The sequence below is a fragment of the Herbaspirillum camelliae genome (assembly GCF_001929405.1).
GTDB classification, from domain to species: Bacteria; Pseudomonadota; Gammaproteobacteria; order Burkholderiales; family Burkholderiaceae_D; genus Herbaspirillum; species Herbaspirillum seropedicae.
The window spans coordinates 616904-643064 of sequence record NZ_KV880769.1 but is presented as its reverse complement, the minus strand read 5'-3'; the positions used below and the strand labels follow the sequence as shown (position 1 = coordinate 643064).

The following is a 26161-nucleotide window of genomic DNA, read 5'->3' as shown; positions in this document are numbered from 1 at the left end:
GGTCCTGAGGTTGCGGTTTGATGACATTGTGCATGATGGCACGTTCGTACAGGCTGTTCCAGATCAAGCCCGTGCCGGCGCTTGTGTGGGTTGGTGATAAAGTACGATGTTGATAACACCTCTGCCCGATGCCACGCTATGAATGATGCCACCTCCGCTGCTCCCGTCTCGGACCTCCACGAACTGCGCGCGATGATCCGTCAGTTTTGCAGCGAGCGGGACTGGCTGCGTTTCCATACGCCCAAGAACCTGGCCATGGCCTTGTCGGTCGAGGTCGCTGAACTGCTGGAGCATTTCCAGTGGCTGCCCACCGGCGCGGATCACGAACTGGATGCCGCCGCCCGCGAGGGAATCCGCCACGAGATGGCCGATGTGCTGGTCTACCTGATCCAGCTGGCCGACCACACCGGCGTAGACCTGCGCAGCGCCGTGCTGGAAAAGATGGAGCTCAATGCCCGCAAGTATCCGGTCGAACTGGCGCGCGGCAAGGCAGACAAATACACCACGCTGGGCGCTGCATCGGCCACATCCGCTTGCGGCGGCGATCGTTAGAGCGCGCCTGCCCTTTTCCATTTCTGATTCGCCCACGCCACCCGCCCGGGAGCCCGCCTTGAACAACTGGAATGACGGTTACGTTGTCGATATCGCCTACACCTATGGCTACTACCCGGGCATGAACCCGGCGCGCCTGCCGCTGGCCTTTGCCTTCCACGGCTTGCAGGCGCCGGCCGTGCAGACCGCCTGCGAACTGGGCTTTGGCCAGGGGCTGTCGAGCAACATCCACGCCGCTGCCTCCACCACGCGCTGGTGGGGCAATGATTTCAATCCGCGCCAGGCCGCCTTTGCCCAGGAACTGGCGGCCGCCAGCGGCAGCGGCGCGCAACTGGAGGATTCCAGCTTCTCGCGCTTCTGCCGGCGTGATGATTTGCCGGACTTCGATTTCATTGCGCTGCATGGCATCTGGAGTTGGGTGTCGCAGGAGAATCGCGACATCATCTTCGATTTCATCGACCGCAAGCTCAAGCCGGGCGGCGTGCTCTACATCAGCTACAACACCCAGCCGGGGTGGGCGGCCTTCATGCCGCTGCGCGCGCTGCTGGTGCAGCACACGCAACAGTCCGGCAACGAGGAGCAGGGCCTGCCCACCGCGGCCCGCATCGATGCCGCGCTGGCCTTCGCGGCGCGCCTGTTCGAGGCCGATCCGGTCTATGCCCAGGCCAATCCCTTCATGCGTGATCGCCTGAAGGTCTTGCAGCAGCAGAGTCGCAGTTATCTCGCGCACGAGTATTTCAATCGCGACTGGCATGTCGAATCCTTTGCCGACATGCATCGCCGGTTCAGCGGCGCGGGGCTGGAGTTTGCCTGTCCGGCCCATTATGTCGATCACCTGGACATGGCCAACCTGACGCCGGCGCAGCGCCAGCAGCTCTACGAGATCAGCGATCCGGTGCTGCAGCAGAGCGTGCGTGACTTCATGGTCAACCAGCAGTTCCGGCGTGACTATTGGGTACGCGGCGCGCAAGCGCTCGATGACCGGCAGCGGGTGCAGGCGCTGGCCCTGCAAAGCGTGATCCTGCTGACCGAACCTGACAAGGTGCCGCTGACGATACAGAACGTGGCCTCCGAGATCACGCTCAACCGTCTCATCTACGAACCCATCCTGCAGGCCCTGTCGGATTACCAGCCGCATACGCTGGTGGACCTGGCGGCCTCGCTGGCGCATCGCAACCTGAACCTGGCGCAGGTGCTGGACTCGGTGCTCATGCTCATCGGCACCGGCCACGCCGCACCGCTGCCGGCCGAGCCCGATGCCGCTACCCGCGCCCAGATCGAGCGTCGCACCGGCGACCTCAATGCCTGGCTGCTGCAGCGCGCCGCCCTGGCCTCGCCGGCGGGCGAGCACGGGGAGGAGGGCGAGATCACCCATCTGAGCAGCCCTGTCATCGGCGGTGGCGTGCGGGTCGAACGCGTCGAACAGTTGTTCTTGCTGGCGCGGCAATCCTGCGGCGATGACGTGGATGCGTGGGCGGCGCAGGTGTGGCGGTATATCGCCGCGCAGGGCAAGCGCCTGCTGCGCGAGGGCGTGCGCCTGGAAGGAGAGGCCGAGAACCTGGCCGAGCTGGCGACCCAGGCGCGTCTTTTCGCCCGCACCCGGCTGCCTTTGCTCAAGGCCCTGGGGGTGGTTTGAAGGCGGTTGGCGGCGCAGTCAGGACGTGACTGGCGCTGCCCCCGGCATCTGCGCGTTGCGTCGCAGCGTGCGAGCCTGTAGCATCTCGGCTGGCCGCATTGCCAGCCATCACTGCCGCGCCAGCAGCCCGGGCGCCGGAATTGTTCCAACGGAAAAATCGGTTTAGCCTATGTCCCTGTCGCAAACGCTCCAAACACGTCTGAGCCTGGCCACTGCGGCCATGGTCCTGCTGACCGCCGCCGTCCTGACCGCGCTTGCCACGACCGCGCCGGCCAGCATGGTGGTCGCCGCCATCGCGCTGGTGCTGGCGGCGGCGTTGCTGTCCTGGCTGCTGTTGCGCCAGTTGCTGCGGCCGCTGTCCGGGCTGGAAGCCAATCTCCAGGCCTTGCAGCAGGAACGCGTGCAACTGGTGGAAGAGCGCGATGACGCCCGCGTCCACCTGGAAGAAATGGAAAAGACCCTGGCCCGCGTGGGCCTGGAAGATGCGCTCACCGGGCTGGCCAACCGCCGCCAGTTCGAGCGCGGCCTGCTGGAAGAATTCAACCGCGCCGCCCGCACCAGCCTCTCGCTGGCGGTGATCATGATCGACATCGATCTCTTCGACGAGTACAACGACAGCTATGGCCGTATGGCTGGCGACAAGGTGCTGCGCCGGGTCGGCAGCGCCATTCGCGATACCAACGTGCGTCCGGAAGACCTGCTCTCGCGCTTTGGCGCGCAGGAGATCGCCGTGCTGCTGCCGGGCTCGCGCCTGGACGGGGCGCTGATCGTGGCCGAGCGCATCCGCAAGTCGATCGAACTGCTGGACATCCCGCACAGCGCCAGCCCGACCGGACGCGTGACCATCAGCATCGGCATTTCCTCGGTGGCCCCGCAACGGCAGGTCGATGAACCCGAGACCGTCTTGCGCGAGGCCGAAGAATCGCTGGCGATGGCCAGGTCGGCCGGACGCGATTGCATCCGCACCGTGGAAGACCTGCGCAAGATGCGCGGCCAGGCCTGATACTTGTAGACTTCGCGCTCTTGTGCCGCTGTAATCGTCGTCAAGGCGGTAGCGCGCGGCGGTGCGTTCGTGACGCGACTACCATGAAAGCCTCTTAACGCACCACTGACACCAAGGAGCACGAACATGGATCACCCTCTCTTTGCCGGTTTGGACGTCTCCATCCAGGAGACCGCGGTGTGCGTCATCGACGACGCCGGACACGTGCTGATGCAAACGACCGTCGCAACGCAACCCACCGCGATCGCGACGGCGCTGGCGCCGTACCGCAAGCGCCTGGGCCGGGTCGGCCACGAAGCCGGCGCGCTGTCGCCGTGGCTGCATCCGGCGCTGCTGGCCCAGGGACTACCGGCGGTGTGCCTGGAAGCACGACGCGTGCGTGCCGCGCTGTCGGCGCAGCGTAACAAGACCGACGCGGCCGATGCGCTGGGCATTGCGCACATCGTGCGCACCGGCTGGTACGGCACGGCGCACATCAAGCAGGAGAGTACCTATCGATTGCGCCTGCTGCTCACGCAGCGGCGCAACCTCAAGCGCAAGTTCCTCGACCTGGAGAACACCATTCGCCACTCGCTCAAGGCGTTTGGCATCCGCCTGCACAAGGTCGGGCGGGCCGGTTTCGAGCCGGCCGTGCGCGAGGCGGTGGCCGAAGACGCGCTGACCCGCGAGCTGATGGACAGCATGCTCACGGCGCGCGCGGCGCTCTGGAAGGAGTACCTGCGCCTGCACAAGCTGGTGGTGCGATACGTCGCCCAGCATCCCGTCTGTCGCCAGTTTCTCGCCATCCCCGGTGTCGGTCCGGTGACCGCGTTGAGTTTCCTGACCGCCGTCGAGGATCCGTCCCGGTTCCGGCGCAGCCGCAACGTCGGCGCGTACTTCGGGTTGACCTCCAAACGCTGGCAGTCGGGCAGTTCGATCGACATCCAGGGGCGCATCAGCAAGGCGGGCGACCCGGACGTGCGCCGTGCGCTCTACGAAGCCGCGACCGTGATGCTCAAACGCTATCGCGGCCAGGACAAGATCCGCGAGTGGGGCCTGCAACTGGCGCGCAAAAGCTGTCATCACAAGGCGGCCGTGGCGGTGGCCCGCAAGCTGGCCGTCCTCATGCACGCCATGTGGCGGGACGGCACGGTCTATATCGGCGACGCGACGCTTAGCGATGAGGCGCGTGCCCGGCACCACCACGACAAGGCAAGGCGGTTGCTGGGCGCCGCCTTGGCGTGAGCCTGGCTGGACTTAAGCCCAGCCACTGAACACCTTGATGAGGTCAACGCGTTCCTTGTGAACACCGTAGCGATGATGCAGACCTGGACCGACGGCACGCACGATGTCTTGCCTGTGGCGGCGTACGCCGACCACGCTCGAATGCCTGTGATGTGGCGCCGTCAGACCGATCGCGTAATGCGCCCCGACGATTCGCCTGCCGTGGTCTTCTACGGCCGCGGCCCCATTCGCCCGTCGGTGAGCGCGGAGGAATGCACGGCGCATCCCCGCTCGGTTTGCCAAGGACACGACGCCCTCGTGGTGTGGACTGATGTGATGTTCCGTCTCCGTGCGCGAGCATGCCGACAGAGACGGAACCGATGTGCAGATGGTCGTCACCCAAGAGATCCGCCATGCAACCCCGCACGGAACCCTTGACGCCGATTAGGAAGGCAAGACAAAAGGACGCGGCACCGGGCCGCGTCGAAAGCCAGTCTGCACATGGGGGTGGCGCGGCACAGAGCGGCTTTGCCGCCGTGCCGCGTGGGGCGCGGGGGGCCAGCCAATGCAGGCATGTCCGCGTGCTTCGCACGAGCGGACACGCTGTAGCTTGCGGGAGGCGCAGCCATGACCGACCGCCGCGACGATGATTTCCGGGTGCGTCCGAGCGCCCCGAAGAACCGGGGCAAGGGCCAGGGCCAGAGCTTCGTTTCCAAGGTGCTCAAGCAGGCGGGCAAGGCCAGCGGCGGCAAGTCGGCGGTGCGCCGTCCTGCCACTGGCGGCAACAGCCAGCGCGCCGGCCAGCGGCCCGGCTCACGCCTGGGGCGCGGCCACACGGCGGTGCGTTTCGCGGGGGCGAAGCTGACGCCCATGTCGCGGCGCGTGACCATCAAGACGCTGCTAGTCAACCAGCGCAACGCCAGCCCGCAGTCGCTCGCCAGGCACCTGCGCTACATCGAACGCGACGGTGCCGGTCAGGATGGCGAGCCGGGCCGTGCCTACGGGCCCCAGACCGATACCGCCGACCTGGACGCCTTCAAGGAACGCTGCCAGGACGACCGGCACCATTTCCGCTTCATCGTTTCCCCGGAGGACGGGGTCGAACTGGATGACCTGCGCACCTACACCCGGCACCTGATGGGACGCATGGAAGCCGATCTGGGCACGCAGCTGGAATGGGTGGCAGTGGACCACTGGAACACCGACAACCCGCACACCCACCTGATCGTGCGTGGACGCGATGACACCGGCAAAGACCTCATCATCGCCGGTGACTACATCGCTCACGGCTTCCGCCATCGCGCCGCCGAGCTGGCGACCGACTGGCTGGGGCCGCGCACCGAACTGGAGATCCGGCAGACCTTGGGACGCGAGGTGGAACAGGAGCGGTGGACGAGCCTCGACCGGACGCTCCAACGCGAGGCCATCAACGATGGCAAGGTGCAAATCGAACGCTTCAACGAACCCCGGCTCCAACGCCAGCGCCTGCTGCTGATGGGCCGCCTGCAACGCTTGCAGCGCCTGGGTCTGGCCGACGAGACGAAGCCCGGCGCCTGGGCCGTCCATGCGGACGCGGAGAAGACCTTGCGCGCCCTGGGCGAGCGTGGCGACATCATCCGCACCATGCAGCGCGCCATGAGCGGCGAGCCGCGCGAGCTGGCGGTGTTCGAGCCGGGCGAGGATGGCCGAAGCGTCATCGGCCGCGTGGCCGCCAAGGGACTGGCCGACGAGCTGCACGACCGCGGCTATCTGGTCATCGACGGCGTGGACGGCAAGGCCCACTACGTCGCCTTGAACGCCCGCGACGAGCTGGCGAACTATCCCACCGGAGCCGTGGTGGAGGTACGTGGTTCCGCCGAGGCGCGGGCGGCCGACAAGAACATCGCCTCGTTGGCGAGCGATGGCCTGTACCGCACCGATCACCACTTGGCGATCGAGCAAGGCCGAGCCAAGGCAAGACGTGACCCGCAGGAAGTCGTTGCGGCCCACGTCCGCCGGCTGGAAGCCTTGCGCCGGGCCGCCATCGTGGAGCGTGTGGCCGAGGGGCTGTGGAAGGTACCGGACGATTTAGCCGAGCGTGGCCGCGAGTACGACACGCAACGGCTGGGCGGCGTGGCGGTGGAGCTGAAATCGCACTTGCCGATCGAGCGGCAGGCCAGCGTCATCGGCGCGACATGGCTGGATCAGCAGTTGATCGGCGGCGGTAAGGGGCTGGGCGACCTGGGCTTTGGCGGCGAGGTCAAGAACGCCCTGCAACAACGCGCCGACTTCTTGGCCAGACAGGGGCTGGCCGAGTGGCGGGGACAGCGTGTGATCCTCGCCCGAAACCTGCTGGGCACGCTGCGCACTCGGGAACTGGCGCAAGCCGCCAAGGACATTGCCGCCGACACCGGACTGGAGCATCGGCCCGTCGTCGACGGTCAGCGCGTGGCCGGCATCTACCGGCGTTCGGTCATGCTCGCCAGCGATCGCTATGCGATGCTCGATGACGGCATGGGATTCAGCCTGGTGCCCTGGCGGCCGGTGATCGAACAGCGGCTGGGGCAACAACTCGCCGCGACGGTGCGCGGCGGCGCGGTGTCGTGGGAGATAGGGCGCCAGCGTGGATCGTCAATTGGTTAGCACGCCGTTCGCCGAACTACAGTGAATCCGTCACCTCCATCACGGTTTCGCGCACCCAGCGCTGACCGCTGTGACCATGATTTCGCTCATGCCACAGCATGCTCACGGTGAAGCCCGGCACCGGGAAAGGACACTCGACGATCTTGAGTGCATCGCGACGATCGCGCACCAGCCGTTCCGGCACCAGGGCCACGAAGTTCGAGTGGCTGACGATCTCAGGCACGATCAGAAACGACGCGGCAGACAGCGCCACGTTGCGTTGGCAGCCCAGTGCTGCCAACCCATCGTCCACCGGAGTCGTAAAGTCGCCGCCGCGCAGCGAGACGATGACGTGATCCAGACGCGCGAACTCCTCTACCGTCAGCCCGCGCCGCAATCCGGGGTGGTGTTTTCGACCGATGAGTACATAGCGTTCATCGAATAGACGCCGTGCGCGCAGGCTGCCTGGGCCCTGCTCAGGCGTCATCAGCGCCAAGTCCACATCCCCCCGTACCATCTGCGCTTCCAGCTGCGGTGGGTCCAGATGGCGCAAGGCAATCCGCACGCCGGGCGCCTGCTTGCGCAGCGCCACCGCCAAAGGGTGGGCCACGACGGCCTGGAGATAGTCGGTGCAGGCAATGGCCACGGTGAGCTTGGCATTGCCCGGGTCGAAATGGCGGTGCTCGGCCAGCGTGGCGCGAATCTGGTCCAGCGCATGGCGCAGCGGATCGAGCAGTTCAAGGGCCTTGGCTGTAGGGGTCATGCCTCGCTGTGCCGGAATCAGCAGAGGATCGTCGAACAGGTCGCGAAGGCGGCTGAGCTGCGCGCTGACCGCCGGCTGGCTGAGGTGCAGGCGATTGGCCGCCTTGGTCACGTTCTGTTCGGCCAGAAGAGCCTCCAGCGTGACCAGCAGATTGAGATCTATGTCTTTGGTATCCATTACATGGATAGTAGATCATAAAAATAGTGATTTCACATATACATGGTGTCGGCTGAGACTGTGGACTTCATGACGGGCATTTTGCCCGTGCCCATCCGGAGAAACTGTATGTCCATCGCCTCAGTCAAACCCTTGATCACCGTGGCGGGTGCTTCCAGCAAGCAGGGGCGCAGCGTGGCGACGGCCTTGCTGGCCAGCGGTCGTTACCGCGTGCGTGCGCTGGGCCGGCGCGCTGACAGCGCACCGATGCGCCAATTGGCAGCGCTGGGTGCCGAAGTCATGGTGGCTCCGCTGGAATTGGGCCGCCAGGGCGAACTCACTGCCGCGCTTCGTGGCTCACATGGCGCTTATCTGATGACGCCACCGACCACGCCGGTTCCGCCGCCCGACCAGCCCGAGTTGGCGCTCGGCCGCGAGCTTGCCGATGCGGCGCAGGCTGCGGGTGTTCAGCATGTCGTGTGGAGTGGCCTGGAGAACGTCGAGGCGCGTACCGCTGGTGCGTTGTGGGTCCCTCATTTCACCGAGAAGGCGCTGGTTGAGGATTACATCCGCACACTGCCCGTGCGCAGTTCCTTCATCTACCTGGCGTTCTTCTACAGCAACTTTCTGGAGTACTACGTTCCCCAACGTGGCGCTGATGGCAGTCTGACCTTCGCCATCTATTTGCCGCCCGACATTCCCATGCCGTTCGTCGATCCGCTGACCGCTGCCGGGCCGGCGGTGCTGGAGATGTTCGACCATCCGGAGACCTATTTGGGCAAGTCTGTGCCGGTGATCGGCGAGGTGCTGACCGCGCGGCAGATGGTGGACACGTTCGTCCGTGTGACCGGACAGAAGGCGCACTACGCCTCGGCGTACACGCGCGAGGAACTGTTGCAGCACTTTCCCACGTTCGGTCAGAACGAGTACCTCGTGCGTGAGCTGGTGGGCATGACGCAATACGCAGTCGAATACGGCTACTACGCGCCCGGACGCGACCTAGAATGGAGTCGCAAGGTTGATCCCGGCGCGCTGACCTGGGAGATGTTCCTCCGAAGCAACCAGTGGCAAGGCGGGGAAGTCCGCTATGGGCTTGAGCCTTCAGCGGGTGAATGACCCATGCTGGTCGATTATCGGCTTTTTCCGCCAGGAGGTTGAGAAGAGTACGCACTGAACCTTCGCGCGTCCGCTATATCAGCGGGTTGCGGTCTCAGTCTTCTGCGTGCTTCATTCCACATGGGCATCGCCCCACTTCTTCAATATTTGGCCGTAGGCTATCAACCGGTATTCAACCTTGGACGACACCTCGGGGTAAACCTTCCGCGCGATCAGCCCGTCGCTTTCCAACTCGCGCAATTGATCGGTGAGCATGCGCTGGGTGATGTTGAGTAGCAGGCGGCGCACTTCGTTGAGACGCAGCAGCGGCTCTGCGGCGTGGCCGTGGAGCTGAAATCGCACCTGCCCATTGAGAGGCAGGCCCGCGGCGTCGGCCCGACTTGGGCTTTGGTGCCGAGGCCAAGGAAGCCTTGCAGCAGCGCGCCAACTTCTTCGAAGAACAGGGATTGGCCCAGCGGCGCGTGCAGCGGGTGATCTTCGCCCGCAACCTGCTGGGGACGCTGCGCAATCGGGAACTGGTGCAGGTCCGCCGCAACCGGCCTAGAGCATCACCCGACGACAGACGGGCGGCACGTGGCCGGTATCTACCAGCGCTCCATCATGCTCGCCAGTGAACGCTACGCGATGCTCGATGACGACATGGGGTTCTCGCTGGTACCGTGGCGACCATTGATCGAGCAGCGTCTGAGGCAACAGATCGCCGCGACGGTGCGGGGCGGTGGTTAAAGCCTTCACTGCCAAATATCGTCAGCATATAAAATACCCAGTGCTTTGTTCATGGTGCGGTAGCTGTTCCCGGGAAGAAATCCGCAGCGGTTTTTTCATAACCTCAAGGAGCGCATTATCGGAATGCAGGCATTGAAGAAGAACGTAGATAGGCGCGACTACGAGAGCCCCAGCGGCCCCGTCGTGGTCATGGCCAAAGACTATCCGGCGGGGCATGCCGTGGCGTACCACACCCATCCTAGCGCGCAACTCATCTACGCAGTGTCCGGCGTGATGGAGATCCGCAGCGATGCGGGGGTGTGGCTGGTGCCGCCTCAACGCGCCTTGTGGATGCCGGCAGGCGTTGCTCACGCCATGCGAACCCGCAGCAGTTCAGTGGCTTTGCGCACCTGCTACATCCGTTCGGATTGCCGCCCAGGCGATGCGCCTGGTCAACCCGCTATTACACAAGTCTCCGGCCTTCTGCGCGAACTCGTTCTGCGTGGGGCCGACATCCCCTTGGACTATTCCGGCGATAGCCGCGACGCCCGAATTCTTGCCTTAATTCTCGAAGAGATCGCGTGGCTGCCCGAAAAACTCGGGTTGCGCCTCCCGACGGGACGCGACAAGCGCTTAGCGGCGATCTGCGAATCCATCCTCGCCAGCCCACAGGACAACCGTACGCTGGACGAATGGGCCAGCCAGCATGGTGCGACCGCGCGCACCTTATCCCGCCTGTTCACATCCGAACTGGGAGTGCCGTTTCAAGTATGGCGGCAACAGGCACGCGTGATGGCGGCACTGCCGCGTCTGGCCTCAGGAGAACCCGTGACGACAGTGGCACTGGAGATGGGCTATGACACGCCGGGCGCCTTTTCGGCCATGTTTAAACGGTTGCTTGGGATGTCGCCAAGCCGCTATTTTCCAAAGTCCGGTTGAAGTGGCCTGTCCTGTTTGACGTAGAAGTTGTCTTTCTACGCGAAGCGCGACCGGCGACAGAGAAACACACTATCGGGTAATCCGGCGACATATCGCTCGCCGCCACGCTCGATAGGACATGCATGAACCAACGTGTAGAGCAACGCCGCTATCTGTTGCTGATACTCAGCTCCACCTTTCTCCAAGGCTCATCTTTCGTCGCCAGCAAGGTTGTCCTGACCGAGCTGGCGCCGCTATGGCTGGCGGCGCTTCGGTTTTTCGTGGCGGCTCTGTCGCTGTTGCCGTGGCTGCATTGCCGGTCGCGGATCGCCTCCGGTACGGCGTTTCCGGTCACCACTTTTCCCTGGCTGCAACTGATCATCATCGGCCTGTTGCAGACGGCGGGTGTCATGGCGTTCCTGACGATGGGCCTGACGCAAACGACCGCATCCAAGGCAGCGATTCTGATGGCAAGCAATCCGCTGCTGGTGGCATTACTGGCCGGCATTCTGCTCAAGGAGCGAGTGCGCCCCCTCGGCTGGCTGGGCCTGGCATTGGCCTTCACCGGTGTGGTGGTCTGCATCGGCGCGCAATCGGTGGCGAGCGGTGCGATCGGCCACGGGGAAGTGCTGGTGATGATGGGTTCGGCCTGCTGGGCGCTCGCTACGTTGGTCAGCAAGCGCTTCCGCTTGGCCGTCAACACCTGGACCCTGGCGTTCTGGCAAATGCTCATTGGCGCGGTCGCGCTGGCGCTATTGGCAGCCTGGCGTGGTGAATCTTTCGCTTTGCCAACCCATACTACAGTCGCGTTCCTGTGGCTGGCTATCCCAGCATCAACAGGCGCAATGGGACTGTGGTTCGCGGCGCTGCACAAGGGTGGTGCCGTGCGCACTAGCGGCTTCCTGTTTCTGTGCCCCTTCTTTGCCGCCGTGATCACCTTCGCCATCAGTGGCGAAATGCTCTCGGCCCATGAACTAGCGGGAGGTGTGCTGATCGCCGTCGGCATCGTGTTGCTGTCCCGGACGCCGACCGCGCGGCAGGCCAGCCGCACCGCTTCCTTGGAGACTTCCTCGTGAGATCCCCTTTCACTCTGCCATCCATGCGGCTACGCCGGCTGCGGCGAACCCCTTTGCTGCGCGACATGGTGCGTGAAACGCGTCTTTACGCCGACGACCTGATTTATCCCGTCTTCGTGGAGGAATGCATCGAAGTCGCACAGGAGATTTCGACCATGCCCGGTGTACTGCGTATTCCCGAGCGCCACTTGACCAGCGAGTTGGAGGCCGTCGCCCGTGACGGTGTGCGGGCGGTGCTGCTCTTCGGCATCTCACATCACAAGGACGCGACCGGCAGCGACACATGCCGGGAGAACGGTTTGATGGCGAGGATGGTGCGCATCGCCAAGGCGGCGGTGCCCGAGTTAGTCGTCATCACCGACAACTGCTTCTGCGAATACACCGACCACGGACATTGCGGTGTACTGACGGGTGACAGCGTGGACAACGACGCCACGCTGGCACTGCTCGGTCAGCAGGCTGTCGTCGCGGCACAGGCAGGCGCGGACATGGTGGCACCATCGGCGATGATGGATGGTCAGGTTCGGGCTATTCGAGAGGCGTTGGATACCGCAGGCCATCTGCAGGTGCCAATCATGGCGTATTCGTCAAAGTTTACCTCGGCGCTCTATGGCCCCTTCCGTGTGGCGGCCGGCTGCTCCCTTCAAGGCGACAGGGCCAGCTACCAAATGGATGCCATGAACGGACGCGAAGCCTTGCGCGAGTCCCTGCTGGATGAAGTCGAAGGTGCCGACATGCTGATGGTTAAGCCAGCGCTGGCCTATCTGGATGTGCTAACCCGGCTGCGCGCGCAGACCTTGCTGCCCCTGGTCGCGTATCAAGTAGGGGGTGAATACGCCATGATCAAATTCGCGGCGGCGGCAGGTGCCATCGACGAAGCACTCACCGTGCACGAAACGCTAGGCGCGATGAAGCGAGCCGGTGCTGATCTCATCATCAGCTATTTCGCTCGCGACGTTATCCGGCGCATTTAAAGATGCCCGGATGCCTGCTCGATCCACAGCACAAAGAAGAGAAACTTAGCGACGATATCTTTTCAGCGATCCCACGGCGCGCTCTGCCAGCGCTCCAGCAGGAAATCGCTGAACGCCGTCAGCCGCCGCGGCACGGGTTCGCGTCGCGCCCGCACGATGCTGATCTTCGAGGGCGTGGCTTCCCATTCCGGCAACACGCTCACCTGCCGCCCGTCGCGCAGCTCGTCGTGAATGTCCCAGGTTTCGCGCAGCGAGATGCCCAGCCCGGCCAGGCAAAACGCATGCAGCACGTCACCGCTGTCGCTACACAACGTGCCGCTGACCGCGACAGGTTTCTCGCGACGGCCCTTGCGCAGCGGCCGAGTGCTTTGCAGCAGCACCGGATAGGCGAACACCAGGCAGTTGTGTCGCTCCAGTTCTTCCGGCTGTGCCGGCAGTCCATGCGCTTTCAGGTAGTCGGGAGACGCCGCCAGGATGCGCCGGTTGTCGGCCACGCGCCGCGCCACCAGCCGCGAATCGGCCAGCGCGCCCGTGCGGATCGCTAAGTCCAGATCGCCGCTGTACAGATCCTGCACCTGGTCGGAGAAGCGCAGGTCGAAGCCGACCTCGGGATGCAGGCGGCAGAAGTCGTGAATCACCGGTGCCACGAACTTGCGAGCGAACGGCGTGGGTGCTGTCAGGCGGATGATGCCGCTCAGTTCCTGGCTGCCGCGGGTCGCCAGTTGCTGCACTTCATCCAGCACCGCCAGGGCAACCGGCGCCCGCTCGACGATAGCGCGGGCGGCAGCGGAAAAGCTCTACCGCTCCACCACATGCACGAATACAGCCAGGTCATCCAGATTGCGCAACGCCATTTAGGTCATTCCGCGCCAGGCTATTTCCCTGCCCCCTCTGAGGAACCGAACCCATGAGGAAGGCAATGTCGCTTTTACTGGCAGTGGTGCTGACCGCCTGCGGACAATCCGAAACTTCCAAGCAGGCCGGCGTGCCAACCGTTGCAGAATTGGCTTCCGATCCTGCACGCCTGAAAGAATTACGCCAACAGTGCAAGACGGATCGCGCCACGCTAGGCGACGTGCTGTGCAACCGGGTGGCCGAGGCTACGCGCAAACGGTTCTATGGTGACGGCAAGGTGCCCTATACGCCGCCGGCGAATCCGCCCACGTTCTGACCGTGGGCGCATGGCCGTCCTGCTGATGGTTCAGCCAAATCCTGCGCGACCCGTTCGGCCAGGAAATCGAGCAGCACTCTGACCCTGGCCGGTACATGGCGGCCGGAGCCGACGAAGACCGCATGGATGTCTTCCACGGCGCCGCAGTCGTGGTTTTCCAATAAGGGCACCAGCCGGCCGGCGGCAAGATCGGCGCCGACGTGGTAGCGCGCCAGTCGGGCCACGCCAACGCCAGCCAGCGCCATCTGGCGCATGCTCTCGCCATCACCGAGGCGCAGGTCGCCTGACGGTGCGATGGCGATGTGCGCGCCATCACCGCCGACAAAGGGCCAGGCATCCACATGCCGGGCGTAGTTGAAGCCCAGGCGCCGGTGCTGGTGCAGGTCTTCGGGCCGCTCGGGAGTGCCGGCGCGCCGCAGATAGTCCGGCGAGGCGACCACCACCAAGCCGCTGGCGCCGAGCCGGCGCTGGGTCAGACGCGAATCGGGCAGCGGCCCGGTGCGGATGGCCACGTCGCTGCGATCGTCCAGCAGATCGACCACGATGTCGTTCAGCGTCACGTCCAGTTGCACGTGCGGGTAGCGTTCCAGAAATTCCGACAGGCGCGGCAGCAGGTAGTGGACGCCGAAGGCCACATGGCTGTTGACCCGCACGTACCCGCGCGGCGATCCCACCTGTGCGGCTTCGTGCTCGGCGCAATCGATGTCGTCCAGGATGCGCAGGCAGCGTTCATGGAAGGCACTGCCTTCGGGCGTGAGTTGCAGCTTGCGCGTGGTGCGATGCAGCAGTTTCGTTCCCAGGCGCGTTTCCAGCCGATGGATGAGCTTGCTGACGGCTGAGGCCGTCATGCCCAACGGCTCGGCGGCGGCAGTGAAGCCTTCGGCGGCGACCACCGCGATGAACACTTCCATCTCGAAGGCGCGGTTGATGTTCTGCCGTGACATAGGATGAATCCATTTCAATGGTGAATTGAATTAACGCATCTATTTCATCATATCTATTTCATCTATGCTCTGAGAGGTCGATCAATCAGACCTATCCGGAGCGTTTTCATGCGGGCTGTTTCCAAGCAACGCAGCACCTTGCCGGCTTTGCTGTCCATGATGGTCGGTGGCTTCGCCATCGGCACCACCGAATACGCCAGCGTCGGCGTGCTGCCGCAGATCGCCAACGATTTCGGCGTCAACCTGGTGCGGGCCGGTCTGGTCGTCAGCGGCTATGCGCTAGGCGTCAGCGTCGGATCGCCGATCCTCGCGGCGCTGACGGGCAACCTGTCGCGCAAGACGCTGATGCTGGCGGTGATGGCCCTGTTCGTCCTCGCCAATGCGGCCGCTGCGTTGAGCGCGAGCTACGAATTCCTCATCGTTGCGCGCGTCGTCTCCGCCTTGCCACACGGCATCTTCTTCGGCGTCGGTGCTGCGATCGCCGCGAGTCTGGTGGGGGAAGACCGGCGGGCCTCGGCCGTGGCGATCGTGTTTGGCGGGCTGACAATCGCGGTCGCCGCTGGCGTGCCGATTGCGACCGTCATCGGCCATCGCTTGGGCTGGCCGATGGCCTACTGGTTCGTCGCGGCCATCGGTCTGGTGTCGCTGCTGGCGATGGCAGCCACCTTGCCGCGCAAAATCGACATCGCACCGGCCGGAAGCCTCATCGAACAGGTCAAGGTGCTGGGCAGCGGACGCCTGCTGATCGCATTCGGCATGAACTTCTGTGCCTGGGGCGGCACCTTCGTCGCCTTCGCCTATCTGCCGAGCATCCTGGCCGAGATCACCGGATTCGGCCCGAACGGTGTTGCGTGGATGCTGGCCCTCTACGGTGTCTCGGTGATCGTCGGCAATTTCCTTGGCGGGCGCGTCCCCGACAAGAAGGTGGTGCCGGCGCTGGCGCTGATGCTCGGCGCGCAGGCGGTGGTGCTGCTGATCTTCACCTTCGCCGCGTCCTCAATGCTCGGCTCGATCCTGACGCTCGGCGTGCTCGGTGCGCTCATGTTCTGCAATGTGCCTGGTCTTGCACTGTACGTTGTACAGCTCGCCCAGCGCCATCGGCCTGGCAACGTGGACATCGCTTCCACCATCAACGTGTCGGCCGCCAACGCCGGTATCGCGCTTGGTGCCTTCATCGGCGGGCTGGTGGCGGATTCCCGCCTGGGCTTGGGTGCGACGCCGTGGGTCGGCGCCCTCATGGTCGGCGTGGGCCTTCTGCTAACCCTGTGGAGCGGATGGCTGGACCGCAAAGAGACGGATGCAGGTTCAGTGCTCTCGAACGCTGTTCGAGAGCACTGAACTTTGGAGGCGGCATGGGCCACGTCTTGTTACCGACTGCACTGACCTCCGGGGCTCGGGGCCTTGCTCTTCGTGGCCGGAAACACCCTCGCGCTCAGGAAGTCCACCAGCGCCCGCACCTTCGGCGAGGGGTGCTTGCTCGCCGGCCAAAGCACGTGGAAGACGCCGCCGCGCTCCACATGGTCAGCAAGGATGGGTTGAAGCCGGCCGTCGGCCAATGGCTCGCGGATGGCGAAATCCGGCAAATAGGCGATCCCCAATCCTTGCAGTGCAAAGCACACGCGCGTCTCGATGTTGTTGCAGATCATCGAGGTGGGCAATTGCAGTTCCGGCGCGCCAGGTTCCTGTCGCAACGCCCAGGTCTCCAGCTTGCCGCTATTGGGGAAGCGGTAATGCAGGCAGGTGTGCAGCAGAAGATCGGCAGGTACTTGGGGTGTCCCCCGCAGTTCCAGGTAGCCAGGCGAGGCGACCAGCACCGAGCGGAAGGTGCCCAACCTGCGCGCAGTGAGGCGAGAGTCGGTCGGTTCGCCCGTGCGTACCACCGCATCGAAACCTTCCTCGATCACATCGACCATCCGGTCGGTGAAGTCCAGGTCCAACTCGATCTCGGGGTACTCGCGCATGAACTCGCCGAGGACCGGCAGCACCAGCGAGCTGACCAGCGGCAGGCTTACCCGCAGGCGCCCGCGCGGTGCTGCGGTGGCTTGCGACAACTCCAGTTCCGCCGCCTCGATCTCGGCGAGTATGCGGCGGCTGCGCTCCAGGAACAGCGTGCCCTCGGCGGTCAGCGTGACGCTGCGCGTGCTGCGGTGGAACAGGCGCACCCCCAGCTTCTCCTCCAGTCGCGCCACGCTCTTGCCGACGGCTGAGGCCGACACGCCCAGCAAGCGGCCGGCGGCGACGAAGCTACGCGTCTCGGCCACCTGCACGAACACCACGAAGCCGTTCAAGCTGTCCATTCCACACCTCAATTACGGACACATTGCTCCGCACAAACAGGAACTGTAGCCTACTTTTTCTTTAATCGCAGGGTGTCTATCGTCAAGGCTTTACTCATTGAGGCGAGCGAGTTGCCATGACGAATCCCCCACTTTCCCTGCGCCAAGGCGTTCCGCCGGCGCACCTCAGCACGCGCATTCACAACACCGTGCAGCAGGCGCTCGACGACCAGCGGCTGGTCGGTGTCGTCATCCTCGTGGCGCGTGACGGCGAACTGATCCACCAACAGGCCGCCGGCTTTGCCGACCGGGAAAGCCGGCGGCCGATGACCTTGGAGGCGGTGTTCCGGCTGGCCTCGGTGAGCAAGCCCATCGTCTCCACGGCGGCATTGGTGCTAGTGGCGCAAGGCCGACTCGACCTGGATGCGGGCATCGAGCGCTGGCTGCCCGAATTCCAACCCCGGCTGGCCGACGGCCGCTCGGCACGCATCACGGTGCGGCAACTGCTCAGCCATACGGCCGGCCTCGGCTACCGCTTCTTCGAGGCCGACGCAGACGGCCCCTATGCGCGGGCCGGCGTCTCCGATGGCATGGATGCTTCCGGCATCAGCCTGCAGGAGAACCTGCGCCGCCTTGCCAGCGTGCCGCTGCTGTACGAACCGGGCACGGCCTGGGGCTATTCATTGGCGACGGACGTGCTGGGCGCGCTGATCGCGCGCGTCCACGGCACGCCGCTGGACGAAACGGTGCGCCAACTCGTGACCGACCCGCTGGGCATGGTCGATACGGGCTTCGCCGCGCGCTATCCCCAGCGCGTAGCGACCGCCTACGTCAACGACACGCCGCAGCCGCATCGGCTGGCCGAGGGGGAGACGGTCTCGGCCTTCGAGGGCGCCGTGGGCATCACCTACAGCCCCTCCCGCATCTTCGATCCGCAGGCATTTCCTTCGGGCGGCGCAGGCATGGCGGGGACGGCGCAAGACCTGCTGCGCCTGCTGGAAGCCTTGCGCCAGGGCTGCGGTGCGTTCCTGCCCAACCAATGGATCGCGGAGATGGCGCGAGATCAAACGGCCGGTCGGGAACTGCCCGATGCGCCGGGCTTCGGCTTCGGACTGGGATTCTCGGTCTTGCGCGACCCGGTGCTGGCCGCTTCCCCTGAATCGGTGGGCACCTGGCGCTGGGGCGGCGCCTACGGCCATTCCTGGTCCGTGGATCGGGCGCAGGGCCTCAGTGTCGTCGCCTTCACCAACACGCTGTACGAAGGCATGTCCGGTCGCTTCGTCACCGACTTGCGCGATGCCGTCTATGGCGCGCTGGAGGTGCGGTGATGAAGACGACACCCGTACACATGGCCGCCATCGCGTTTCGCCGCGGTTCCACGCTGGACGCCCCCGACTGCCTAACCGATGTCGACACCGAGCGTCCCGAGCCGGGGCCGCACGACTTGCGCGTCGCGGTTCATGCCGTCTCGGTCAATCCGGTGGACACCAAGATCCGGGCCGGCCGGGTCGCGGTGCCCGATGGCGTCCGCTCGCTGGGCTGGAATGCCGCGGGCATCGTCGAAGCCGTCGGCGAAGCAGTCACGTTGTTCCAGCCGGGTCAGAAGGTCTACTACGCCGGCTCCTTTGATCGCAGCGGCAGCAATGCCCAGTTCCACCTGGTGGACGAACGCCTCGTCGGCCACATGCCACAGACCTTGGGCTTCGCCGAGGCGGCGGCGCTGCCGCTCACTTCACTGACGGCCTGGCAACTGCTGTTCGACCGCCTGGGCGTGGCACCCGGCAAGCCGGCCGATGCTGGCAGCCTGCTGGTGCTGGGCGGTGCCGGCGGCGTCGGCTCCATGCTGATCCAACTCGCGCGGCGGCTGACCGGCCTGACGGTGATCGCCACGGCCTCGCGCGAAGAAAGCCGCGACTGGTGCCTCGCCCTGGGCGCGCATCATGTCATCGATCATCGGCAGCCGCTGCTGGCGCAGGTCGGCGCGTTGCCGGCGCCACCGGTCACCCACATCGCCGCGCTGTCGCACACCGCCGAGCATCTGCATGAGCTGGTGGAACTGATCGCGCCGCAGGGCCGGCTGGCGATCATCACCGACCACGACACGCTTGACGCGGCGCCGTTCAAGGCCAAGAGCGTGTCGCTACATTGGGAGATGGTGTTCACGCGCCCGCTGTATCGCACCCCGGACATGGTCGCGCAGCACCGTATCCTCGACGAAGTGGCCGCGCTGGTGGACGCGGGCGTGTTGCGCTCGACTGCCAGCCACGTGCTGCATCCGCTGGACTCACCCCGCCTGATCGAGGCCCATCGGTTGGTGGAAGGCGGTGGTGTTGCCGGCAAGGTTGTCGTGGCCCGCACGCCGGACGACACGGCGCCACTCGTGCGAGAGGCCGGACGATGAGCGCCGCTGCCGATGACCGCCTGCCGTTGGCGTCGTTGCTGGCATTGGCGATGGCGGCCTTCATCACCATCCTGACCGAAGCACTGCCGGCCGGACTGCTGCCGCAGATGGCGCAGGGATTGGCGGTATCCGAAGCCTGGGTCGGCCAGACCGTGACGATCTACGCCATCGGTTCGCTGGTGGCGGCGATTCCGCTGACCGCCGCCACGCAGGGCGTGCGCCGCCGCCCGTTGCTGCTGGCGGCCATCGCCGGTTTTGTCGTCGCCAATACCGTCACGACGTTCTCCGGCAGCTATGTCCTGACGATGGTGGCCCGCTTCCTCGCGGGCCTGTCGGCCGGGTTGCTGTGGGCGCTGCTGGCGGGCTATGCCGCGCGCATGGTGCCCGAGCACCAGAAGGGGCGCGCCATCGCCATTGCGATGGTTGGTACGCCGCTGGCGCTGTCGCTGGGCGTGCCGGCCGGCACCTTTCTCGGCAACCTGGTCGGCTGGCGGACGTGCTTCGGCATCATGAGCGCGCTGGCGCTGGTGCTCATGGTGTGGGTGCGCGTCCAGGTGCCGGACTTCGCCGGGCAGGCAGCGGGCAATCGGCTCTCGCTGGGGCGTGTCTTCACCATCGCCGGCGTGCGCCCGGTCCTGTTCGTGGTGCTGGCGTTCGTGCTGGCGCACAACATCCTCTACACCTACATCGCGCCGTTCCTTGCGGCGGCGGGCATTGCCGAGCGGACGGATCTGGTACTGCTGGTGTTCGGCGTGACCTCGCTGCTGGGCATCTGGATCGTCGGTGTGCTGATCGACCGCTATCTGCGTGCGCTGACGCTCGCCAGCACCGTCGTGTTCGGGATGTCCGCGCTGGCGCTGGGCGTGGCGGGCGACGCGCCTGCCGTGGTCTATGCGGCGGTGGCCGCCTGGGGCCTAGCCTTCGGTGGTGCGGCGACGTTGTTCCAGACGGCGTTGGCCAAGACGGCGGGCGAAGCGGCGGACGTTGCCCAGTCCATGCTGGTCACCGCCTGGAATACGGCGATTGCCGGTGGCGGCATCGTGGGCGGTGTGCTGCTCGAACGGCTGGGCGTCGGCGCGTTCGCCCCGGCCTTGCTGGTATTGCTGGTGGCGACGCTGGTGGTGGTGTGGGCGGCCAGGCGGCATGGCTTTCCCGCTCCGGTGGGTGCGGCCGGGTCATGCCCGACAACGACGCCCGATCGAAAGACCGAGACGCGGCCATGAACGGCATCCGGCCATTGTTCTTCATCGCACTGGGGCTGTTCGGCCTGTATGCCGTCGAGTTCGGCGTGGTCGGCATCCTGCCGGCCATCGTCCAGCGTCACGGCATCAGCGTGGCCCAGGCCGGCTGGCTGGTTGCGTTGTTCGCAGGCGTGGTCGCGGTGTGCGGGCCGGCCATGGTGCTGTGGCTGTCGCGCTTCGACCGGCGCAAGGTGCTGGCTGCCTCGCTGCTGGTCTTCAGCCTGTGCAGCCTGCTGTCGGCCTGGGCGACCAGCTTCGGGGTGCTGATGGCGCTGCGCGTGCCGTCGGCGCTGCTGCACCCGGTGTTCTTCTCGGTGGCCTTCGCTGCGGCTGTGTCACTGTACCCGCCGGAACGTGCCGCGCACGCCACCTCGATGGCATTTCTTGGCACCACGCTAGGGCTGGTGCTGGGCGTACCCCTGGCCACCTGGATTGAAGCGACGGTTTCCTACGAGGCGGCGTTCTACTTCTGTGCCATGGTGAATCTGGCGGCCGCAATCGGGTTGTGGATCATGCTTCCGCCCAGGCACGAGGCCAGGACCAGCGCGCCGGGACAGGCTCTGGCGGTCCTGCGCAGACATGCGGTGTGGCTGTCGATCATGGCGGCGGTGTGCGTGTTCGCCGCCATGTTCTCCGTCTACAGCTATGCCGCCGAATACCTGGCGCGGCAGGCGCGCCTGGACGGCCAGGCGATCAGCGTATTGCTGGCGGTCTTCGGCGTGGGCGGCGTGCTGGGCAACCTGCTGGCCGGGCGTGCGCTGGGACGTCGGCTCGCCTGGACCGTGCTGGGCTATCCCTTGGTGCTGGCAATCGCCTATGGCGTGCTGCTGCTGTTCGCTTCGCCGTCGTTCGCGGCCATGCTGCCGATCTGCTTGCTATGGGGCGCGGCGCACACCAGCGGTTTGATCGTCAGCCAGATGTGGATGACCTCGGCGGCGCCGGACGCGCCCGAGTTCGCCACCAGCCTCTATGTCTCGGCGGCCAACCTCGGCGTGGTGCTGGGGGCGTCGGCTGGCGGCGGTTTCATCGACGCCGTGGGGATGCGGGGAACGGTCTGGAGCGGCTGGTTGTTCGCGGCGTTGGCGATGGCTGCCGTGCTCGCCAGGAAGCCGTGGCGCTCAAACCTGCATGAATACACGGAGGGATGAGAATGTCAGGATTCCCAAGGTGCCTGCCGCCACTGCTCGACCAGGAACTCCACGAAGGCGCCAACCCGGCGCGGGAGCGGATCACGCCGCACCCGCACGATGCTGATCGTCGAGGGCGTGGCTTCCCATTCTGGCAACACGCGTACCAGCCGCCCGTCACCCAATTCCGCGTGGATATCCCAAGTCTCGCGCAGCGTGACCCCCATCCCGGCAACACTCCACGCACGCACGGCGTCGCCGTTGTCGCTGCGCAGATCTCCCACAATGTCCACCACCTCGGTTCTGCCGTTTCGGCCTCTTTGCTTGAGCGTCCAACGGTTCTGCCTGAGGTCGGGATAGGCAAACAGCAAGCATTGGTGCTGGGGCAACTCGCGGGGATGCGAGGGAGTTCCCATACGCTGCAAATACGCCGGGGCCGCTACCAGAATTCGTCGACTGTCGGTCAGCTTGCGGCTGACCAACCGGGAGTCTGCGAGGTGGCCGGCGCGCACAGCCAAGTCGATATTGCTGTCATAGAGATCGACCACATGGTCGCTCAACTGCAAATCGAAGCCCACCTGGGGATGACGCTCACGGAAGGCAGCGATGACGGGCGCGAGATAACGCACCCCTACCGCCACTGGCGCCGTCACGCGCAACATCCCAGTCAAGGTCTGCGCACCTTGTCGGGCCACATCGGCTGCCTCATCAAGCAAGGCGAGTGCCGGCCGCACCCGCTCAGCGACGGCTCGACCCTCATCGGTGATGCGCAAACGCCGAGTGCTGCGCTCGAACAGCCGTGCGCCCAAAGCCACTTCCAGACGCGCGATCTGCTTGCTGACATTGGCCGGAGCCAAGTTCAGTGCCCGCGCCGCAGACGAAAAGCCCTCGCAGTCCACCACTTTGAGGAATACACAAAGGTCATCGAGATTGCGCAACATCACTTGTTCCATATCAGCATAAGTATTCCGCCAATTTACTCCTTTTCGGAAACCTCCATCACCCCAAAAATGACGGTTGTTTCCCTTGCCTGTGTCCGCTCGAGATGGTTCGTCGCCGCAGGTCCTATTCTGGAGTTGCTCGATGCCCGTCGTAATCTACGTTTTCACGCTCTGTGCATTCGCCATCGGTTTTACCGAGTTCATCAGCATTGGCCTGGCGGCGTCTTTGGCCGAGAGCCTGAAGGCCAGTACGGCTCAGGTTGGGTTGGCGGTTACGCTCTACGCGACTGGCGTGGTGATCGGCGCGCCGGTCCTGACCGCACTGGCGTTGGGATGGTCGCGCAAGCGCCTGCTACTGGTCGCCATGCTGGCCTTTACCGCCAGCAATGTCTTGGCGGCGCTGGCTACGCATTTGCCACTACTGCTGGCCGCACGTTTACTGTCGGGGTTGGCACATGGCGTGTTTTTCGCAGTCGCCTCCAGCGTCGCGACTCGGTTGGTGGCGCCGCAGCGTGCAGGCGCGGCGCTGTCACTGGTGTTCGGCGGGGTGACCGTAGCGATGGCGCTGGGCGTGCCTGCGGGCACTTGGTTGGGCAGCGTACTGCCGTGGCAGTGGATCTTTGCCTTGATCGCTGGCTGTGGCCTCATCGGCGCGCTGGGGCTGGCTTGGTGGATGCCCGCCGGTGCAGGCGACCTCGACAAGGCCGGTGCAGGTTGGCGGCAGTTGCCGGTGCTGTTCGATCGGCGCTTGCTGGCCGGAGCCAGCTTGCCGTTGCTGTCCTATACCGGTTCGTTCGCACTCTATACCTTCATCACGCCGTTGCTTCTGCAAGTCACCCTCACCGATATTCGAGGTGCGAGCGCGATGTTGCTGGCTTATGGGATTGGTGCGGCGGTCGGCAATGTCGTGGGCGGGCGGATGACCGATCGCATGGGCATGGATCGCGCCTCCCTCTGGCTGTTGGTTGGTATTGCAACGGTGCTGGCCCTGATTGGCATAGGCCAGGCAAATTTTTCGCTGATGCTGGCGTTGATCATGGCACTCGGACTGACGACCTATGGCGCCATCCCACCATTGCAGTCGCGCATCCTGGCACTGGCGCACCGGCACCGGCCACAGGCACTCGACGTGGCGTCGGGCTTGAACATCGCCGCCTTCAACGGTGGCGTGGTCGTGGGCTCGATGTTGGGCGCAACCGCGCTTGCGCGCTGGGGACTGTCCAGCTTGGCTTGGGTGGGACTGGCCTTTGCGATGTTGGCCGTTCTCACCTTACTGTGGCAGCGAGGCTCGCCGGCCATGCGGCTCGATGCCCCCATGGCATCGGAATGAGGCGGGCTCCCATGCCACCACATCCCCAAGTCCGTGCTTTTCTTGATGAGCGGAATCGAGCTGATCTGCACATTACCGCTCCCAAGTTGCGCGCAGGTTTTTCCATCCCAGCAAGTGCTGCGCCATCGGGTACGCGATCGCTGCGAGGCGAGGAGGCAACATGGGCCAAACCATGATGAGGGCACCGCCACGGCCAAAAGCGGGTAAGTGCTTCGTCAAGTTGCCAGTCGGTCTGCCTGCCAATGCCGGATCGTCAGACCTCCTCCCACGGAGCGTTCTGCCACCGTTCCAGCAGGAAATCGCTGAAGGCTGTCAGCCGGCACGGCACGGGTTCGCGCCGTGCCCGCACAATGCTGATTTTCGAGGGCGTGGCTTCCCATTCCGGCAACACGCGCACCAGCCGTCCGCTGCGCAATTCCTCGTGGATGTCCCAGGTTTCGCGCAGCGAGATGCCCATACCGGCCAGGCACCACGCATGCAGAACGTCGCCACTGTCGCTGCACAGCGTACCGCTGACCGCAATGGGCTTCTCCCGGCGGCCCTTGCGCAGCGGCCAGGTGCTTTGCAGCAAGCCCGGATAGGCGAACACCAGACAGTTGTGCCGTTCCAGCTCCTCCGGCTGCGCAGGACTGCCATGTGCTTTCAGGTAGGCGGGAGACGCCGCCAGGATGCGCCGGTTGTCGACCACGCGCCGCGCTATCAACCGCGAGTCGGCCAACTCGCCCATGCGGATCGCCAAGTCCAGGTCGCCGCTGTACAGATCCTGTACCTGGTCGGACAGGCGCAGGTCGAAGGCAACGCGGGGGTGTAGGCGGCAGAAGTCGTGGATTGCCGGGGCCACGAACTTGCGCCCGAATGGCGCGGGTGCCGTCAGGCGGATGGTGCCGCTCAGTTCTTGACTGCTGCCGGTCGCCAGTTCCTGCACCTCCTCCAGCACCGCCAGGGCGACCCGCGCCCGTTCGGCGATGGCGCGGCCTTCGCCGGTGATGCGCAGGTTACGGGTATTGCGCTCGAACAGCGTGGTGCCCAGCGCCTGCTCCAGCCGCGCGATCTGCTTGCTGACCGTCTTGGGCGCGAGGTGCAAGTCGCGTGCGGCAGCCGAAAAGCTCTGGCGCTCTACTACACGCACGAACACCACCAGGTCATCCAGATTGCGCAAAGCCATTTGGGCCATTCCGTAGAAAGTGTTTGTCTATTTTGGTCATTTCAAGGGTACACCAAATTCATCAGAATGACTTTCCTAGCACTTCATGTCGCAACGTGCGCGCACCCTCGGGAAGCGTATGACGGCGTGCTCAATTCGCTTGCAGGAGCTACTGATGACTCAACGTATTCTTTTCGTCCTGACCAGCCACGACCGCAAAGGACCGTCCGGTGCCACCGACGCCGCGCCCAGCGGCTTCTATCTCTCCGAAGTCACGCATCCTTACCGGGTTCTGGCCAATGCCGGCTATGCGGTCGATTTCGTCAGCCCCAAGGGCGGCAAGGCGCATGTCGATGGACTCGATCTGGACGACCCGATCAACGCGGCGTTCTGGAACGATGGGGCGCTGCGAAGCGCCACCGAGAACACCTTGGCACCCGCGCAGGTCGATCCCGATGCCTACGCCGCGATCTTCTACGCAGGTGGCCACGCGACGATGTGGGACTTTCCGGACAACACCGAACTGGCCGCCATCGCGGCGCGCATCTACGAGCGCGGCAGCGTGGTCGCGGCGGTCTGCCACGGCCCGGCCGGGCTGGTGAACGTCAAGCTATCCGATGGCAGCTATTTGGTCGACGGCAAGGACGTGTCGGCCTTCACCAACGACGAGGAACGTGCAGTTGGCTTGTACGACACGGTGCCGTTCCTGCTGGCCGATGCCTTGCAGGAACGCGGTGCCCGGCACGTTCCCGCGCCGAATTTTCAGGCGCAGGTGGTGGTGAGCGAGCGGCTGGTGACAGGTCAGAACCCCGCTTCGGCCAAGAGCGTGGCCGAAGCGATGCTGCCGCTGCTGGCGGCGGCATCCACGGATCGGGCCTGAGGC

Annotated in this window: 24 protein-coding genes and 1 pseudogene; 18 read left to right on the top strand and 7 right to left on the bottom strand. The window is 65.1% G+C overall.

Annotated elements, in window-relative coordinates:
- Positions 1-138 precede the first annotated feature (138 nt).
- The 5 genes from BGK68_RS02930 to BGK68_RS02905 all read left to right on the top strand — a co-directional run bounded on the left by BGK68_RS02930 (position 139) and on the right by BGK68_RS02905 (position 7016).
- Complete coding sequence (locus BGK68_RS02930) at positions 139-552, top strand: nucleotide pyrophosphohydrolase (protein WP_075255860.1); 414 nt, start codon at positions 139-141, stop codon at positions 550-552.
- A gap of 58 nt (positions 553-610) precedes the next feature.
- The gene (locus BGK68_RS02925; protein WP_075255859.1) at positions 611-2188 is read left to right on the top strand and encodes a methyltransferase regulatory domain-containing protein; all 1578 of its coding nucleotides are present in this window, start codon (positions 611-613) and stop codon (positions 2186-2188) included.
- 169 nt (positions 2189-2357) lie between these two features.
- Positions 2358-3191 (top strand): diguanylate cyclase, encoded by an 834-nt coding sequence (locus BGK68_RS02920; RefSeq protein WP_075255858.1) that lies wholly within the window; start codon positions 2358-2360, stop codon positions 3189-3191.
- Between the two features lie 126 nt (positions 3192-3317).
- Positions 3318-4415, top strand: coding sequence for an IS110 family RNA-guided transposase (locus tag BGK68_RS02915; protein ID WP_075255857.1), 1098 nt, complete (start codon positions 3318-3320; stop codon positions 4413-4415).
- Positions 4416-5021: 606 nt separating this feature from the next.
- On the top strand, positions 5022-7016 hold the full coding sequence (locus tag BGK68_RS02905; protein ID WP_075255856.1) for a relaxase/mobilization nuclease and DUF3363 domain-containing protein: 1995 nt from the start codon (positions 5022-5024) through the stop codon (positions 7014-7016).
- A 16-nt stretch (positions 7017-7032) separates the two neighbouring features.
- Here BGK68_RS02905 and BGK68_RS02900 read toward each other — a convergent pair whose 3' ends face one another.
- Positions 7033-7935 carry a LysR family transcriptional regulator gene (locus tag BGK68_RS02900; RefSeq protein ID WP_075255855.1) on the bottom strand — a complete coding sequence of 301 codons (903 nt, stop codon included), beginning with the start codon at positions 7933-7935 and terminating at the stop codon, positions 7033-7035.
- Between the two features lie 108 nt (positions 7936-8043).
- Here BGK68_RS02900 and BGK68_RS02895 point away from each other — a divergent pair, with 108 nt between their 5' ends.
- On the top strand, positions 8044-9030 hold the full coding sequence (locus tag BGK68_RS02895; protein WP_075255854.1) for an NmrA/HSCARG family protein: 987 nt from the start codon (positions 8044-8046) through the stop codon (positions 9028-9030).
- A gap of 111 nt (positions 9031-9141) precedes the next feature.
- Here the strand turns inward: BGK68_RS02895 and BGK68_RS28590 are convergent, their stop codons facing one another.
- A complete protein-coding gene (locus BGK68_RS28590; protein ID WP_075255853.1) occupies positions 9142-9372 on the bottom strand; it encodes a winged helix-turn-helix transcriptional regulator in 231 nt (76 codons plus the stop codon).
- On the opposite strand from BGK68_RS28590, the pseudogene BGK68_RS02885 reads away from it, so the two are divergent.
- From BGK68_RS02885 to hemB, 4 genes and pseudogenes are all read left to right on the top strand, one after another.
- Positions 9334-9756, top strand: a pseudogene (locus BGK68_RS02885) (DUF3363 domain-containing protein); the annotation flags it as partial. The gene BGK68_RS28590 and the pseudogene BGK68_RS02885 sit on opposite strands and share 39 nt — an antisense overlap.
- Positions 9757-9879: 123 nt before the next feature.
- Entirely contained in the window at positions 9880-10674 is a 795-nt protein-coding gene (locus BGK68_RS02880; RefSeq protein WP_075255852.1) for an AraC family transcriptional regulator, read from the top strand.
- 122 nt (positions 10675-10796) lie between these two features.
- Positions 10797-11729: a DMT family transporter gene (locus BGK68_RS02875; RefSeq protein WP_075255851.1), complete on the top strand. Its 933-nt coding sequence runs from the start codon at positions 10797-10799 to the stop codon at positions 11727-11729.
- A 23-nt stretch (positions 11730-11752) separates the two neighbouring features.
- The gene (gene hemB, locus BGK68_RS02870) at positions 11753-12703 is read left to right on the top strand and encodes a porphobilinogen synthase (protein ID WP_075255850.1); all 951 of its coding nucleotides are present in this window, start codon (positions 11753-11755) and stop codon (positions 12701-12703) included.
- A gap of 62 nt (positions 12704-12765) precedes the next feature.
- Here the strand turns inward: hemB and BGK68_RS02865 are convergent, their stop codons facing one another.
- Positions 12766-13446, bottom strand: coding sequence for a substrate binding domain-containing protein (locus BGK68_RS02865; RefSeq protein WP_233149225.1), 681 nt, complete (start codon positions 13444-13446; stop codon positions 12766-12768).
- Between the two features lie 164 nt (positions 13447-13610).
- Between BGK68_RS02865 and BGK68_RS02860 the strand changes: the two genes are divergently transcribed.
- On the top strand, positions 13611-13874 hold the full coding sequence (locus BGK68_RS02860) for an EexN family lipoprotein (RefSeq protein ID WP_075255849.1): 264 nt from the start codon (positions 13611-13613) through the stop codon (positions 13872-13874).
- Here the strand turns inward: BGK68_RS02860 and BGK68_RS02855 are convergent.
- Positions 13841-14818, bottom strand: coding sequence for a LysR family transcriptional regulator (locus tag BGK68_RS02855; protein WP_198937155.1), 978 nt, complete (start codon positions 14816-14818; stop codon positions 13841-13843). The two genes, BGK68_RS02860 and BGK68_RS02855, sit on opposite strands and share 34 nt — an antisense overlap.
- Positions 14819-14926: 108 nt before the next feature.
- On the opposite strand from BGK68_RS02855, the gene BGK68_RS02850 reads away from it, so the two are divergent.
- Positions 14927-16156 carry an MFS transporter gene (locus tag BGK68_RS02850; RefSeq protein WP_198937154.1) on the top strand — a complete coding sequence of 410 codons (1230 nt, stop codon included), beginning with the start codon at positions 14927-14929 and terminating at the stop codon, positions 16154-16156.
- Between the two features lie 29 nt (positions 16157-16185).
- Here BGK68_RS02850 and BGK68_RS02845 read toward each other — a convergent pair whose 3' ends face one another.
- Positions 16186-17115 (bottom strand): LysR family transcriptional regulator, encoded by a 930-nt coding sequence (locus BGK68_RS02845; protein WP_075255848.1) that lies wholly within the window; start codon positions 17113-17115, stop codon positions 16186-16188.
- 116 nt (positions 17116-17231) lie between these two features.
- Here BGK68_RS02845 and BGK68_RS02840 point away from each other — a divergent pair, with 116 nt between their 5' ends.
- The 4 genes from BGK68_RS02840 to BGK68_RS02825 are packed head-to-tail and all read left to right on the top strand — an operon-like array spanning position 17232 to position 21884.
- Positions 17232-18422: a serine hydrolase domain-containing protein gene (locus BGK68_RS02840; RefSeq protein ID WP_075255847.1), complete on the top strand. Its 1191-nt coding sequence runs from the start codon at positions 17232-17234 to the stop codon at positions 18420-18422.
- Between the two features lie 20 nt (positions 18423-18442).
- A complete protein-coding gene (locus tag BGK68_RS02835) occupies positions 18443-19495 on the top strand; it encodes a zinc-binding alcohol dehydrogenase family protein (RefSeq protein WP_075255846.1) in 1053 nt (350 codons plus the stop codon).
- Positions 19492-20718 carry an MFS transporter gene (locus BGK68_RS02830; RefSeq protein WP_075255845.1) on the top strand — a complete coding sequence of 409 codons (1227 nt, stop codon included), beginning with the start codon at positions 19492-19494 and terminating at the stop codon, positions 20716-20718. The genes BGK68_RS02835 and BGK68_RS02830 overlap by 4 nt, the downstream gene beginning before the upstream one ends.
- Positions 20715-21884: an MFS transporter gene (locus tag BGK68_RS02825; protein WP_075255844.1), complete on the top strand. Its 1170-nt coding sequence runs from the start codon at positions 20715-20717 to the stop codon at positions 21882-21884. The genes BGK68_RS02830 and BGK68_RS02825 overlap by 4 nt, the downstream gene beginning before the upstream one ends.
- A gap of 5 nt (positions 21885-21889) precedes the next feature.
- On the opposite strand, the gene BGK68_RS02820 is transcribed toward BGK68_RS02825, so the two are convergent.
- On the bottom strand, positions 21890-22804 hold the full coding sequence (locus BGK68_RS02820; RefSeq protein WP_233149224.1) for a LysR family transcriptional regulator: 915 nt from the start codon (positions 22802-22804) through the stop codon (positions 21890-21892).
- Positions 22805-22946: 142 nt separating this feature from the next.
- Between BGK68_RS02820 and BGK68_RS02815 the strand changes: the two genes are divergently transcribed.
- Complete coding sequence (locus tag BGK68_RS02815) at positions 22947-24134, top strand: MFS transporter (protein WP_075255842.1); 1188 nt, start codon at positions 22947-22949, stop codon at positions 24132-24134.
- 253 nt (positions 24135-24387) lie between these two features.
- On the opposite strand, the gene BGK68_RS02810 is transcribed toward BGK68_RS02815, so the two are convergent.
- Positions 24388-25299, bottom strand: coding sequence for a LysR family transcriptional regulator (locus tag BGK68_RS02810; RefSeq protein ID WP_233149223.1), 912 nt, complete (start codon positions 25297-25299; stop codon positions 24388-24390).
- Between the two features lie 154 nt (positions 25300-25453).
- Here BGK68_RS02810 and BGK68_RS02805 point away from each other — a divergent pair, with 154 nt between their 5' ends.
- A complete protein-coding gene (locus BGK68_RS02805) occupies positions 25454-26158 on the top strand; it encodes a type 1 glutamine amidotransferase domain-containing protein (protein WP_075255840.1) in 705 nt (234 codons plus the stop codon).
- The last annotated feature ends 3 nt before the right edge of the window (positions 26159-26161 follow it).

Bases quoted from the DNA above. Each gene is read 5' to 3' on its own strand.
- BGK68_RS02835 (WP_075255846.1), top strand. From the start codon at position 18,443: ATGGCCGCCATCGCGTTTCGCCGCGGTTCCACGCTGGACGCCCCCGAC.
- BGK68_RS02915 (WP_075255857.1), top strand. From the start codon at position 3,318: ATGGATCACCCTCTCTTTGCCGGTTTGGACGTCTCCATCCAGGAGACC.
- BGK68_RS02840 (WP_075255847.1), top strand. From the start codon at position 17,232: ATGACGAATCCCCCACTTTCCCTGCGCCAAGGCGTTCCGCCGGCGCAC.
- BGK68_RS02930 (WP_075255860.1), top strand. From the start codon at position 139: ATGAATGATGCCACCTCCGCTGCTCCCGTCTCGGACCTCCACGAACTG.
- BGK68_RS02805 (WP_075255840.1), top strand. From the start codon at position 25,454: ATGACTCAACGTATTCTTTTCGTCCTGACCAGCCACGACCGCAAAGGA.
- BGK68_RS02850 (WP_198937154.1), top strand. From the start codon at position 14,927: ATGCGGGCTGTTTCCAAGCAACGCAGCACCTTGCCGGCTTTGCTGTCC.
- BGK68_RS02920 (WP_075255858.1), top strand. From the start codon at position 2,358: ATGTCCCTGTCGCAAACGCTCCAAACACGTCTGAGCCTGGCCACTGCG.
- BGK68_RS02830 (WP_075255845.1), top strand. From the start codon at position 19,492: ATGAGCGCCGCTGCCGATGACCGCCTGCCGTTGGCGTCGTTGCTGGCA.
- BGK68_RS02905 (WP_075255856.1), top strand. From the start codon at position 5,022: ATGACCGACCGCCGCGACGATGATTTCCGGGTGCGTCCGAGCGCCCCG.
- BGK68_RS02825 (WP_075255844.1), top strand. From the start codon at position 20,715: ATGAACGGCATCCGGCCATTGTTCTTCATCGCACTGGGGCTGTTCGGC.
- BGK68_RS02895 (WP_075255854.1), top strand. From the start codon at position 8,044: ATGTCCATCGCCTCAGTCAAACCCTTGATCACCGTGGCGGGTGCTTCC.
- BGK68_RS02875 (WP_075255851.1), top strand. From the start codon at position 10,797: ATGAACCAACGTGTAGAGCAACGCCGCTATCTGTTGCTGATACTCAGC.
- BGK68_RS02880 (WP_075255852.1), top strand. From the start codon at position 9,880: ATGCAGGCATTGAAGAAGAACGTAGATAGGCGCGACTACGAGAGCCCC.
- BGK68_RS02860 (WP_075255849.1), top strand. From the start codon at position 13,611: ATGAGGAAGGCAATGTCGCTTTTACTGGCAGTGGTGCTGACCGCCTGC.
- BGK68_RS02810 (WP_233149223.1), bottom strand. From the start codon at position 25,299: ATGGCTTTGCGCAATCTGGATGACCTGGTGGTGTTCGTGCGTGTAGTA.
- hemB (WP_075255850.1), top strand. From the start codon at position 11,753: ATGCGGCTACGCCGGCTGCGGCGAACCCCTTTGCTGCGCGACATGGTG.
- BGK68_RS02820 (WP_233149224.1), bottom strand. From the start codon at position 22,804: ATGTTGCGCAATCTCGATGACCTTTGTGTATTCCTCAAAGTGGTGGAC.
- BGK68_RS02815 (WP_075255842.1), top strand. From the start codon at position 22,947: ATGCCCGTCGTAATCTACGTTTTCACGCTCTGTGCATTCGCCATCGGT.
- BGK68_RS02845 (WP_075255848.1), bottom strand. From the start codon at position 17,115: ATGGACAGCTTGAACGGCTTCGTGGTGTTCGTGCAGGTGGCCGAGACG.
- BGK68_RS02855 (WP_198937155.1), bottom strand. From the start codon at position 14,818: ATGTCACGGCAGAACATCAACCGCGCCTTCGAGATGGAAGTGTTCATC.
- BGK68_RS02900 (WP_075255855.1), bottom strand. From the start codon at position 7,935: ATGGATACCAAAGACATAGATCTCAATCTGCTGGTCACGCTGGAGGCT.